This is a genomic window from Nonomuraea sp. NPDC051941 (assembly GCF_044593615.1).
Window position 1 is genome coordinate 63,071 of record NZ_JBIUCF010000005.1, and the last position, 12,468, is coordinate 75,538.

Sequence of the window (12,468 nt, forward strand, 5' to 3'; positions counted from 1 at the left end):
GCGGCCATGACGTTGAGTCCCCTCGCCGCCTGCGCGGGACCGGGGCCCGTCCCCGGCGCCGGCTCTGGTGCCGGTTCCACCGCCGGTCCTGGCCTCACGCTGGCGCTCAACCGCTCGCTCGTGTCGCTGGACAACAAGCTCAACCAGTTCGATGCCGCCGTCAGCGTCCAGCGCGGCGTCCGCCAGGCGCTGACCTTCATCGATCCGAAGCTCACCGTGCAGCACGTCCTGGCCGAGAAGTTCGAGCTGACGGCTCCCACCGAGTGGACGGTCAAGCTGCGGGACGGCATCCGCTACTCTGACGGCAGCCCGGTCAAGGTCGAAGACGTCTCAACGGCCCTGCAGATGTACCAGAAGGTCCCCGGATCGTTCCTGGCCGGCCTGTTCCCCGAATGGCCGACGGTCACCCCCGTCGACGCGAGCACCTTCAAGCTCGTGACCGAGAACCCGGTGCCGACCCTCGACTACCTGATGGCGAACATCCTGATCACCCCCGCCGCCGCGAACAAGGCGGAGGAACTTCAGGGCGGCATCGGCTCGGGCCCCTACGTCGTCACCTCCGCGAACCGGGGCACCGGCGAGTACACGCTGCAGGTCAACGACAAGTACTGGGGCCCCGCGCCCGGGATCAAGACCGTACAGGTCAGGTTCCTCCCGGAGGAGGCCAACCGCGTCGTCGCCCTGCGCAGCGGCGAGGTCGACGTGATCGACGCGATCTCCCCCGATGCGATCAGCCAGCTCTCCGGTCTCGGCGACGTGGAGATCCAGCAGGTGCCGAGCACCCGCATCACGCAGCTCTTCTACAACTTCCGCAAGCCCTCCGGGCACCCCCTCGCCGACGCGCGCGTGCGCGAGGCGCTCAGCTACGCCATCAACGGCCCCTCCCTGATCAAGGACGTCTTCGCCGATTCGGTGACCCAGGCCCGGGGCGTGGTGGCCGACACCCTGACCGGGGCGGTGCAGACCGGCGAGTACGTCTACGACCCGCAGAAGGCCAAGCAGATGCTCGAGGCCGCCGGGGTGAAGGATCTCAAGATCAAGATCATCTGGGAGACCGGGGAGTTCGCCAACGACACGAGCGTCATGGAGGCCGTGGTGGAGATGCTCAAGGCGGTCGGCGTGCAGGCCGAGCTCCAGCAGTTCCAGCCGGGCGGCGACATCTCCAAGTGGCGGCAGGGCCGGGGCGGCGACTGGGATGTCCTCGGCAACGGCTACCCCGGCCCGACCGGGCTGGCGCTGACTCCGCTGCAGGGCATGTTCGCCGGCACGAAGGAGAAGGAGGCCACCCGGGACACCTACCACGGCTACGTGTTCCCCAAGATCACCGAGATGCTCCAGAAGGCCTCCCGGGAAACCGACAAGACGGCCCGGGACGCCCTGCTCGCCACCACCCAGAAGGAGATCTGGAACACGTGGCCCTGCATGTGGGCCTTCGTCCCCAAGACCGTCATCGCCCGGCGCAAGCGGGTGCAGAACGTACTGCTCAGTCCCACCAACTCCTACGACCTGGCATCTGTCCGGCTGAATGGATGACTCGTGGTCCGATATGTCGCCCAACGTGTCGGGCAGAGCCTGCTGGCGATCTTCCTGACCGTCTCCACAGTCTTCGTCCTCGTACGGCTGGCGCCAGGGGATCCGGCCGCCGCCTACGCCAGCCCCCTGGCCACCACGGCGGAGCTCGAACGCATCCGCGTCCAGTTCGGCCTGGACAAACCGCTGCTACAGCAGTACGGAATCTTCGTTCGTGACCTGTTCAGCGGCAACCTCGGCACGTCCTTCTCCTTCCAGGCCCCCGCCCTGGACGTCGTCCTCAGCCGGATGCCGTACACCGTCATGCTCGCGGTGTCCTCCATCCTGTTCGCCGCGGTCGTGGCCATCCCGCTCGGCGTCTGGATGGCGCGGCACGCCGACACCGCCCGCGAGCTGGGGGCCAACGTGGCCATGATCGCCGGCCAGTCGATGCCGGAGTTCTGGAGCGGCATCATGCTCCTGACCATCTTCGCGGTGCTCGTCCCCGTGCTGCCGGCATCCGGTTTCACCAGCTGGGGCGGCCTGGTGCTGCCGACCTTGACGGTCGGCATCCTGCAGATCGCGCTGATCTCCCGCCTGGTGCGCCGGGAGATGGGGACCGGCTTCGCGGCTCCCTACCTGACGATCGCCCGCTCCCGCGGCATCTCCGAGCGCGGCCTGACCTGGCGCTACGCCATGGGCAACTCGGCCGTCCCGGTGGTGACCGCGCTCGGCACCCGGTTCGCCGCCATGCTCAACGGCGTGGTGGTGGTCGAGGTCGTCTTCGCCTGGCCGGGTGTCGGATCGCTCGTCGTGCGCGCGCTGGAAACCAGGGACTATCCGCTGATCCAGGCGACCGTCCTGGTCACGGCCATCCTGACGGTGGCCGTCCAACTCCTCATCGATCTGGCCTACCCGCTGCTCGACCCGCGGGTACGACTCGGGAAGGCGGTGGCCTCATGACCGCCATGGAGGCCGGCCCCGCCGACGGCTTCAGGGACCAGGACGTCCCGGAGCCCCCCGCGCGGCCCAGCGCGGTGACCGCCAAGGATCTCGCGCGATCCGCGGCGGTCCGCCGCCGCAAGGGCGCGCGGCTGAAGCTGTGGATCGGCTCGGTGTGCGTGGCCCTGGTCGTCGTGCCCGTCGTCCTGGCCAACGTGCTGCCGATCCCCGGGCCGGAGGAGCAGAGCCTCGGCCTGCGCCGCCTGCCACCGCTGACCGGCGGGCACCTGTTCGGAACCGACCAGCTCGGCAGGGACCTTCTCTCCCGGGTCCTGCACGGTGGCCAGGTCTCGCTCACCGTCGGGGTGCTGGCCATCGTCGTGTCCGGCATCATCGGCCTCATCGCCGGCGCCGCGGCCGGATTCTTCGGCGGCTGGGTCGACACCGTGGTCTCCCGCCTGCTGGAAGCCCAGCTCTCGCTGCCTCTGCTGTTGATGCTGCTGCTGGTCGTCGCGCTCTTCGGCCCCTCCATCCCGGTCATCACCTTCGTGATCGCGATCGCGCAGTGGCCGGAGGTGGCTCGCCTGACCCGTTCCCTGGTGCTCGTCGAGCGGGAGAAACCCTATGTGGCCGCGGCCCGGGTGCTCGGCCTGCGCCGCGTCACCACCCTGCTCCGGCACGTGCTGCCCAACGTCGTCAAGCAGGCCACACTCGTGATCCTGCTGCTGCTGGCCCAGGCCGTGCTGCTGGAGAGCGCGCTGAGCTACCTGGGCGCCGGTCCGCAGCGCCCGTTCGCCACCTGGGGCCGCATCATCTCCGACGGCCAGGACTACATCACGACGTCGTGGTGGCTGGTCACGCTGCCCGGACTGGTCATCGTGCTGCTCGTCGTCGGAGTCAACCTGCTCGGAGACGGGCTCCGGGACCGCGTACGCAGGCGGAAAGGGAAGGTGAGCCGAGCATGACAGCCGAGTTCGACGAGGCTGATCGTCCCCTGCTGGAGGTCGAGGACCTGCAGATCGAGCTGATCACCGAAGCCGGTATCGTCCGCGCGGTCGACGGCGTCAGCTTCCTCATCCGCCAGGGCGAAACCGTGACGATCATCGGTGAGTCCGGATCCGGCAAGTCCACCACGGCCATGGGCATTCTGCGGCTGCTCCCGCCGGAGCTGGCGGTCCTGTCCGGCAGAGCCCGCTTCCAGGGCGTCGACGTCGTCGCCGACCCGCGCGCGGCGCGCAAGGTACGCGGGCGTACCGTCTCCCTCATCCCGCAGGATCCGATGACGGCGCTCAGTCCCGTCCACACCATCGGGCAGCAGCTCCGTGAGGCCGTTCGGCTGCGGCACCGCGGCCTGTCCAAGTCGGAGACCATCGCGCGATCCGTCGACCTGCTGGCCAAGATGCACATCCCCGATCCGGAGTCCCAGCTCCGCAAATATCCGCATCAGCTGTCAGGCGGCATGCTGCAGCGCGTGCTCATCGCGCTCGCGCTCGCCGGGTCGCCCGTACTGCTCGTCGCCGACGAACCGACCTCCGCCCTGGACGTCACCGTCCAGGCAGGCATCCTCGACCTGCTGCTCGAAGTGCAGGAGAACACCGGCATCGGCATCCTCATGATCACTCACGACATCGGCGTGGCCCGGCTCGTCTCCGACCGCATCCATGTCATGAAGGACGGGCGATTCGTCGAGTCCGGCGAGGCCGAACAGATCGTCGACGCGCCGGGCAACCCGTACACCAGGAAATTGCTGACGGCGGTCCCGCGGCTCGGCCCGTGGGACGAGGACGGTGAGTCGCCGGAAGCGCCCCTCGACGACGGGTCGCCCGCCGACCCGGTGGCACTGGGAGAATCCCGATGACCGATGACGCGTTCCTCGAGGTCGACGGCCTCGTCGTGGACTATCCCGTCGCGCACGGCTTGTTCCGCGCGGTCGACGACGTCAGCTTCACCGTCCGGCAGGGCGGCACCCTGGCCATCGTGGGGGAGTCGGGCTGCGGCAAGTCCACGATCGCCCGGTCGATCGTACGGCTGGTCAAGCCCACCGCGGGCCGCATCGTGGTGGGCGGCACTGACATCGCGGGGCTGAGTGAGAAACAGCTGCGCCCGATGCGCACCCGGGTACAGATGATCTTCCAGGACCCGTACGGATCGCTCGACCCGCACCTGTCGGCGGAGGAGATCGTCGCGGAACCGCTGCGGGTGCGCGGAATGCGTGACAGACGCGCACGGGCCAAGGAGGCGGCCAGGCTCATCGACCAGGTGGGCCTGCCCGCCACGGCCCTCGAGCGCCGCCCGCCGGAGTTCTCCGGCGGCCAGCGCCAGCGCATCGGCATCGCCAGGGCCCTGGCTTCGCGACCCGATCTGCTGGTCTGCGACGAGGCGACGAGCGCTCTGGACGTGTCCGTCCAGGCGCAGGTCCTCGCCCTGCTGATGAAGATCCAGGCCGAGACCGGTCTCACCTATGTCGTGATCTCCCACAACCTCGGTGTGGTCAGGGAGATCAGCGAGGACATCATCGTCATGAGCAAAGGGCGCCTGGTCGAGTCCGGCCCGACCCGGAAGGTGCTGGCCGCGCCGGCCCACCCCTACACCCGCGCCCTCCGCAGGGCCGCGCTGGACCCGTCCGCCATACGCGGGCGCAAGCCGCGCGATCTGGTGCGGGCCCCGTCCGCCAATCAGTCCGCCAAGCAGTCCCCCGGGACACCCGTTCAGCGAGGAACCGACCGATGACACCTTCCGTACCGGCGGCGACACCGGCGGCGACACCGTCCGGGGCGCGCATCGGGCTGTCCAGGCTGGTGCTGGGCACCATGACGTTCGGCGACACGGCCGACGCGAAAGAGGCCGCGCGCATGCTGGACGCGGCGCTCGACGCCGGCATCACCGGGGTGGACACCGCGAACGTCTACGCGGGCGGCGCGACCGAGTCCATCCTGGGACCGCTGCTCGCCACCCGGCGCGACCGGGTCGTCCTCGCCACCAAGGCCGGCATGCCCCATCCGGACGCGGGCGATGACGCGCCGTTGTCCGCCAAGGCGTTGCGGGCGAGCCTCGAAGGCAGCCTGCGCCGCCTGCGGGTCGACCACGTCGACCTGTTCTACCTGCACCAGCCCGACCGCCGCACGCCGCCGGCCGAGACGCTCGGCGCCGTCGCCGAGTTCGTCGCCGAGGGCAAGATCGGCGCGCTCGGCGTCTCCAACTACGCGGCCTGGCAGATCGCCGAGCTCAACCACACCGCCGACGCCGTCGGCGCGCCGCGCCCGGTCGTCGCCCAGCAGCTCTACAACCTCCTGGCCCGCAGGGTGGAGGAGGAATACCTGGAGTTCGCGCAGAGCACCGGCCTGACGACCATGGTCTACAACCCGCTCGGCGGGGGCCTGCTCACCGGCCGGCACACCTTCGAGCAGGACCCTTCCGCCGGCCGCTTCGGCGACTCCAAGCTCGCCCCCATGTACCGGCAGCGGTACTGGAACCCGGTGCTGTTCGAGGCCGTCACCGCGCTCGGTGAGATCGCCGCGCAGTCGGGCACCCCCCTCGTCGAGTTGTCTCTGCGGTGGCTGCTCCATCGCGACGGCGTGGGGGCCCTCCTGCTCGGCGGTTCCAAGGTCGAACACCTCCGCGCGAACATCGCGACCGCCGCGGCGGGACCCCTTCCCGAGGACGTCGTGGCAGCCTGTGACCGCGTGGGCGCGGCGCTGCGCGGCCCCATGCCCGCCTACAACCGATGAGAGCCGACCACCGAGGAGAAGGCCAGCCGTGAGCATCACCGACTTCACCGCCAGGATCCGCGCCCGGCAACCCGCACTGGGCTACTGGTCCGTGCTCGATTCGCCCGTGTCCACCGAGCGCATAGCGCGCCTCGGATACGACTACGTGTGCCTGGACGCCCAGCACGGACTGCTGGGCTACTCGGGGTTGCTGAGCGGCCTGACCGCGATCGACGCGGGCGGCGTGTCCGCGGGCCTGGTCAGAGTCGAGGCGAACAACCCCGCCCCCATCGGCCGTGCCCTCGACGCGGGCGCCGCAGGCGTCATCGTGCCTCTCATCGACACCGCCGAGGACGCCGCGGCCGCTGTCTCCGCGACCCGCTATCCACCGAAAGGGCGCCGCTCGTACGGCCCGATGCGCTCCGCGCTCCGCATCGGACCGCGCCCCGCGGACAGCGACGCCACCGTGCTGGTCCTCGCCATGATCGAGACGGCACAGGGGCTGGCGAACGTCGAAGCGATCTGCGCCACCCCCGACCTGGACGGCGTCTACGTCGGCCCGTCCGATCTGTGCCTGGCCCTGGGCGGCGCCTTCCCCGGCGACCCCGCGATCGCCTCCCAGTTCGAGGACGCGCTGGTCACGGTGCGTGAAGCCGCCAGGTCCGCCGGTATCGCCGCCGGCATTCACACCCCCGACGGCGGGACGGCCGCCAAGCGCCTGGCCGAGGGATACACCTTCGCCACCATCGCCTGCGACCTCGTCCACCTCGAACAGGCCGCGAAGTCCCACCTGACCGACGCCCGAGCCCAGTCTCGCCAAGGAGAGCAGTGAGCCAGTCCCCGACCTCCGTCCCCGATCACCTGCCCATGGACGGCCTGATCCGGGTTCGCGACGACGATCCGGACCGCCATGACGCGTACCTGATCGCGCCCGCCGTGCAGAACCACGCGGCCAACCTCATGTCGCTGCACGACGGTGATCTCGGCTGCGTGTGGTTCGGCGGCACGCAGGAAGGCGTCTCGGACATCTCCATCTGGTTCTCCCGGCTGCAGAAGGGCGCGGACACCTGGTCCACGCCCACGCGGCTGTCCGACGACATGACTCGTTCCGAGCAGAACCCGGTCCTGTTCCCCACGCCCGCCGGAGAGCTGTGGCTGCTGTACACCGCCCAGCACGCCGGCAACCAGGACACCGCCGAAGTCCGCCGTCGCATCTCCCGAGACGACGGTCAGACCTGGGGGCCTGTGCACACCCTCTTCCCCGCCACGAGCCGCGGCGGCGTCTTCGTCCGGCAGCCCGTGCTCGTGCTGCCCTCCGGCCGATGGCTCCTGCCCGTCTTCAACTGCGTCACCACGCCGGGCAGGCGCTGGGTCGGCGACCGTGACACCAGCTCCCTCATGATCTCCGACGACGAGGGACGAACCTGGCGCGAACAGCTCGTCCCCGACAGCACCGGCTGCGTCCACATGAACGTCCACCTCCTGGCCGACGGCACGCTGCTCGCGCTGTTCCGCAGCCGCTGGGCGGATTCGATCCACGCCAGCCGGTCGGAGGACGAGGGCGTGACCTGGAGCGCTCCCGCCGCCACCGAACTGCCCAACAACAACTCCTCCATCCAGTACGTCACACTGCGTGACGGCCGGCTCGCGCTGGTGTTCAACGCCAGCAGCGCGGCCGACGCCACCGAGCGGCGAGTCTCCCTGTACGACGAGATCGATGACGAGGGCCTCGCCGCGACCCCGGCGACCCCGGTCGACGAAGAGCCGGCACCAGCCGGGAGCGATGAGCGGACCGCGTTCTGGGGCGCTCCGCGCGCGCCCATGACCCTCGCGCTGTCCGACGATGGTGGGCGCACGTGGCCGATCCGCCGCGATCTGGAGGTGGGCGACGGCTACTGCCTGACCAACAACTCCCGCGAGGGTCTCAACCGGGAGTACTCCTACCCGTCCATCCAGGAAACCGCCGACGGCGACCTGCACATCGCCTTCACCTACCACCGCCGCGTCATCAAGTACGTACAGGTACGACCCGAGTGGGCCGCCCGCGCCGCGGGCGTCTGACGTGTCGACGGACACCACGCCAGACCGCCACGCCGCGGAGCAGCCGCAGCACGCGGTGGTGACCGGGGCCAGCTCCGGCATCGGCCAGGCCATCGCCGCACGCCTGCTCCGCGAGGGCTGGAAAGTCACCGGGATGAGCCGTACCCGCCCTCCGGAGCACCGCCAGGACAGCCCGGCCTGCTCGTGGATCCAGGCCGACCTGACCGACCTCGACCAGTTGGCCGACGCGTCGGCCGCGGTGGGCACCGTCGACGCCGTCGTTCACGCGGCGGGCCTGCAACGCTCCGCACCGCTCGGACGCCTCTCGGCACCGGACGGCGCCCTCATGTGGCGCGTCCACGTCGAGGCCGCGAGCGTTCTGGTGAACGCCCTCGCCGGCGCGATCCGCCCGGGTGGCCGCGTCGTGCTGATCGGAAGCCGCACGATGGCGGGCGCGGTGGGCAAGAGCCAGTACGCGGCGACCAAGGCCGCGCTCGTGGGCCTGTCCCGTTCCTGGGCCATGGAACTGGCCCCGCGTGGCATCACCGTCAACGTGGTCGCCCCCGGCCCGACGGACACCCCCATGCTGCGGGACCCCGGACGGGCCGCCACGCCGCCACGGGTCCCGCCGCTGGGCCGGTTCATCAGACCCGAGGAGGTCGCGGGACTGACGGCCTTCCTCCTCGGCCCGGAAGGAGGCGCGGTCACCGGCCAGCACCTGGTGATGTGCGGCGGCGCGTCCCTGTGAGCCGGCGGCTCCGTCTCCTGGGCTAGCGGCTCCGTCTCCTGGCCTAGCGGACCTCCACCTCCGTGATGCGGGTGTAGTCGTTGGCGCCGTTCGAGGCCAGGGCGACGATGCGGACCGCGTCCGCCGTGACCGCGGTGAAGTCCGAGCGCACGCTGCCCGCGGTGTTGCCGCGGACCTGCGCGACCGTCTGCCACTGGCCGTTCAGCCCCGCCTGGACGTCCCAGTCGCGCAGCCCGACGCTCGAGGACGGGTAGCGCTCGGTGTTCAGGGTGTAGAGGTCGACGCGGGAGATCTGCTTGGGGCCGCCCAGCGCGATCGACACCGTGTCCGGCCAGGCCCTGGCCGTGGCGTCGTTCCAGCCGTTGCCCCCGGCCCAGCCGTTCGAGCCGGCGTCGCCGTCGGCAATGCTGCACGGCGGGTAGTTCGCGTTGGTGTGCTGGGACGAGGCGGTGACGGGACGGCGCAGGGCGAGATTGCCGCCGTTGTCGAGCTGGTCCAGGGTGACGACCTGGACGGGGACCGACAGGGTGCGGTCCGGCGTCTTGAGGCGCAGCGCGTACTCGCCCTCCGGCGTGGCGGGCGGCACGGCGATCAGCAGCTTCGCGCCGAGCTCGTAGCCGGGCGGCAGGTAGCTGGTCAGCATCGAGCGGGAGGCGGACAGCGGCGCTGTCATCTCGACCGACATGGTCGCGTACGACGGCTTCCTGGCGTCGCTGCGCATGCCGATCTCGAGCTTGGCCGGGCAGGCCGGGTCCACGCCGAGCGGGGCCACGACCCGGTCGGCGCCCGCGATGGGGGTCAGCCTGCCGGTGCCCTTGGAGGTGCCCGATCTGACGGTGAGCGACGGGTTCGACGGGGGCTCGGAGGGATCCTGTGCATAGGCGGCGGCCGGGGCGGTCAGGACGACGGCGGAGGCGGCCAGCGCGGCGGTGAGGAGTCGCATGATCGGTCCTTCCTGTCAGAGCGCGTGCAGGCCGGGCACGCCGTCGAGGGTCACGAGGCTGGCCCTGGTGGAGACCGGCGCGCCGGGCCGGTCCACGTACGGCACCACCTTGAAGTCCGCCCGCCACTGGCTCCTGGTGACCTCGCAGGAGACGTAGCCGCGCTGGTAGCTGGAGAAGCGGAGATGCGGGTTGACCGGGTCGGTGCCGCCGGCCGGCAGGCCGGTGTTCGGGTTGCCGTTGCCGCCGCTGCTGACGGAGGTCCCGACGAACTCCACGCCGACAGTCTGCGAGGAGGGGTCGTCGAAGTTCGCCTTGAGCTCCCCGGCCAGGTTGTAGTGGATGTCGCCGGTCAGCACGACGGGGTTGCTGACCTGCCGCTCCACCATGCCGTTCAGCACGCGGTCCTTGGCGGCCTTGTAGCCGTCCCAGAGATCCATGCTGAGCTTCTGCGCGGGCCCGGCGTCGTAGTCGAGCTGGATCATGGCGATCTGCTGGGCCAGCACGTTCCACTTGGCGCGGGACTCGCCCAGGCCGTCGAGCAGCCACTTCTCCTGCTCGGCCCCGAGCATCTGGCGGGCCGGGTCGAGCCGCTCGGCGCAGTCGATCTGCTGCCCGTCGCCGCAGACCTGGTCGTCGCGGTACTGGCGGGTGTCCAGCACGTTGAACTCGGCCAGGTCGCCGAAGGAGAACCTGCGGTAGATCCGGGCGTCGGGCCCCTGTACGGCGGGCACTCTGATGGGCATGTTCTCCCAGTACGCGCGGAAGGCGTTGGCGCGGATCACCAGGTAGTCCTGCTCGGACACCTCGCCGCCGGGGCCGAAGCGGCCCGCCCAGTTGTCGAGCACCTCGTGGTCGTCCCAGGTGACGATCCACGGCGCCGCCTGGTGCGCGGCCTGCAGGTCGGGGTCGCTCTTGTAGAGGCCGTACTGGACGCGGTAGCGGTCGAGCGTGTCGCACTGCACCCGGAACTGCTCGGGCACCGGCGTGTTGCGGTTCCCGCCGGAAGGCACGATGCCGTACTCGTAGATGTAGTCCCCGAGGTGGAAGACGACGTCGGGACGCTCCTCGGCGAGGTGGCGGTAGGCGGCGTAGTAGCCGTCCTGCCACGACGCGCACGAGGCGAAGGCCAGGTGCAGCGACTCGGGGCTGCTGCGCGGCGCGGGCGCCGTCCTGGTCCTGCCGACCGGGCTGAGCTCGCCGCCGGTGCGGAAGCGGTAGAAGTAGTCGCGGCCGGGGCGCAGCCCCTTCGCGTCCACGTGGACCGAGTGGCCGTACTCGGGGGTGGCCCACGTGGAGCCGTACCCCGCGCGCCGGGTGAACGCCTCGTCCTCGGCGATCTCCCACTCGACCTTGATGTTGTTGTACGGCAGCCCGCCCAGCGGTTCGAGCGGCCTGACCGCCAGCCGGGTCCAGAGGATCACCCGGTCGGGCAGCGGATCGCCGGAGGCGACGCCGAGCTGGAAGGGGTAGTCGCCGCTCACCGTGGCGGCTGCGGTCCACGGGTCGGCGAGGTCGGTGCTGAACGCCAGGGCTAATGCGCTCAGACCGAGGAACGAACGGCGCGTGTGCATGCTGCTTCCTCAGATGGGGGGCGAAAGCCCTCACTTTGTAGCAAGCAGGCAAGCTTGTAACAAGACTGAAGTTAAAAATCACACACAAACGTGTTACAACTGGGCGACCTCGACCCGCCGGTGCCGGTCGCGCAGGCGCTGCAGCATCTCGGCGGGGGCGTTGGCGTCGACCACGATGACGTCGAAGTCATCGAGCGGCGCGACCCGGTGCAGCGCCACCCTGGCCAGCTTCGAGCCGTCCACGGCCAGGATCCGGCGGGTGCCCGAGCCCAGCATCGCCCGCTTGACCAGCACGATCTCCTGCTCCTGGTGGAAGGCGTACTGGTCGGAGACCGCGGAGGTGGAGACCACGACCACGTCCGTGCTGACCGCCTCGACCGCGTCCACGCAGCCCAGTCCGAGGAAAGAGTCGTGTGTGGCATGGTACTCACCGCCGAGCGCGATGAGCCGGATGTCGGGGGTGGCCGCGAGCAGCCTGATCGCCTCCAGGAAGTTCGTCAGCACGGTCAGCGGCGCGAGCTCGCCCAGGTGGCGGGCCACGGCCAGGGCCGTGGTGGAGTCGTCGAGCATCACGGAGCTGCCCGGCTCGATGAGCCCGGCCACCACCCTGGCGATCGCGTCCTTCTCCGCGGTGTGCGCCGTGAGCCGGTAGGCGATGTTGCTCTCCCAGACGTTGGAGGCCTGGGCGGTGGCGCCGCCGCGAACCTTGCGCACCATGCCCTGGCGCTCCAGTTCGTCGAGGTCGCGGTGCACGGTCATCACGCTCACGTCGAAGCTCTCCGCGAGCTCCGTCACCGTGGCCGAGCCACGCCGCACGATGTGCTCGGCCATGTCCCGCCACCGAGCGGACTTACCGGAGGTGTGCTGCCGCGAATTCACCCTGAGCCCTCACCCTTGCCTGGACGGTTGCGGATCCTACTCTTGACACTCTTCTCGGGCGACTCGTACTCTCCCGACATCCCTCATTTTTAACAAAATCGGCTGTTAACTTAACAGGCCCGTCATTA

At 70.2% G+C, this 12,468-nt stretch carries 12 protein-coding genes; 9 read left to right on the top strand and 3 right to left on the bottom strand.

Annotated elements, in window-relative coordinates; translation table 11 throughout:
- The first annotated feature begins 6 nt into the window (after positions 1–6).
- The 9 genes from ACIHFD_RS11385 to ACIHFD_RS11425 are packed head-to-tail and all read left to right on the top strand — an operon-like array spanning position 7 to position 8,946.
- On the top strand, positions 7–1,533 hold the full coding sequence (locus ACIHFD_RS11385) for an ABC transporter substrate-binding protein (protein ID WP_397366705.1): 1,527 nt from the start codon (positions 7–9) through the stop codon (positions 1,531–1,533).
- 3 nt (positions 1,534–1,536) lie between these two features.
- Positions 1,537–2,472, top strand: a complete 936-nt coding sequence (locus ACIHFD_RS11390; protein WP_397366706.1) for an ABC transporter permease — start codon at positions 1,537–1,539, stop codon at positions 2,470–2,472.
- A complete protein-coding gene (locus tag ACIHFD_RS11395; RefSeq protein WP_397366707.1) occupies positions 2,469–3,416 on the top strand; it encodes an ABC transporter permease in 948 nt (315 codons plus the stop codon). The genes ACIHFD_RS11390 and ACIHFD_RS11395 overlap by 4 nt, the downstream gene beginning before the upstream one ends.
- A complete protein-coding gene (locus ACIHFD_RS11400) occupies positions 3,413–4,309 on the top strand; it encodes an ABC transporter ATP-binding protein (protein WP_397366708.1) in 897 nt (298 codons plus the stop codon). The genes ACIHFD_RS11395 and ACIHFD_RS11400 overlap by 4 nt, the downstream gene beginning before the upstream one ends.
- The gene (locus ACIHFD_RS11405) at positions 4,306–5,181 is read left to right on the top strand and encodes an ATP-binding cassette domain-containing protein (protein WP_397366709.1); all 876 of its coding nucleotides are present in this window, start codon (positions 4,306–4,308) and stop codon (positions 5,179–5,181) included. Before ACIHFD_RS11400 ends, ACIHFD_RS11405 begins: the two co-directional genes overlap by 4 nt.
- Positions 5,178–6,179: an aldo/keto reductase gene (locus ACIHFD_RS11410; RefSeq protein ID WP_397366710.1), complete on the top strand. Its 1,002-nt coding sequence runs from the start codon at positions 5,178–5,180 to the stop codon at positions 6,177–6,179. Before ACIHFD_RS11405 ends, ACIHFD_RS11410 begins: the two co-directional genes overlap by 4 nt.
- A gap of 28 nt (positions 6,180–6,207) precedes the next feature.
- Positions 6,208–6,990, top strand: coding sequence for an HpcH/HpaI aldolase/citrate lyase family protein (locus ACIHFD_RS11415; protein ID WP_397366711.1), 783 nt, complete (start codon positions 6,208–6,210; stop codon positions 6,988–6,990).
- Complete coding sequence (locus ACIHFD_RS11420) at positions 6,987–8,219, top strand: exo-alpha-sialidase (protein WP_397366713.1); 1,233 nt, start codon at positions 6,987–6,989, stop codon at positions 8,217–8,219. Before ACIHFD_RS11415 ends, ACIHFD_RS11420 begins: the two co-directional genes overlap by 4 nt.
- Position 8,220: 1 nt before the next feature.
- Positions 8,221–8,946 carry an SDR family NAD(P)-dependent oxidoreductase gene (locus tag ACIHFD_RS11425; RefSeq protein ID WP_397366715.1) on the top strand — a complete coding sequence of 242 codons (726 nt, stop codon included), beginning with the start codon at positions 8,221–8,223 and terminating at the stop codon, positions 8,944–8,946.
- Between the two features lie 43 nt (positions 8,947–8,989).
- Here the strand turns inward: ACIHFD_RS11425 and ACIHFD_RS11430 are convergent, their stop codons facing one another.
- The 3 genes from ACIHFD_RS11430 to ACIHFD_RS11440 form a co-directional block, all read right to left on the bottom strand.
- Complete coding sequence (locus ACIHFD_RS11430; RefSeq protein ID WP_397366716.1) at positions 8,990–9,889, bottom strand: discoidin domain-containing protein; 900 nt, start codon at positions 9,887–9,889, stop codon at positions 8,990–8,992.
- A 15-nt stretch (positions 9,890–9,904) separates the two neighbouring features.
- Positions 9,905–11,461 (bottom strand): alkaline phosphatase D family protein, encoded by a 1,557-nt coding sequence (locus ACIHFD_RS11435; RefSeq protein WP_397366718.1) that lies wholly within the window; start codon positions 11,459–11,461, stop codon positions 9,905–9,907.
- A gap of 93 nt (positions 11,462–11,554) precedes the next feature.
- The gene (locus ACIHFD_RS11440) at positions 11,555–12,292 is read right to left on the bottom strand and encodes a DeoR/GlpR family DNA-binding transcription regulator (protein ID WP_363974768.1); all 738 of its coding nucleotides are present in this window, start codon (positions 12,290–12,292) and stop codon (positions 11,555–11,557) included.
- Positions 12,293–12,468 lie beyond the last annotated feature (176 nt).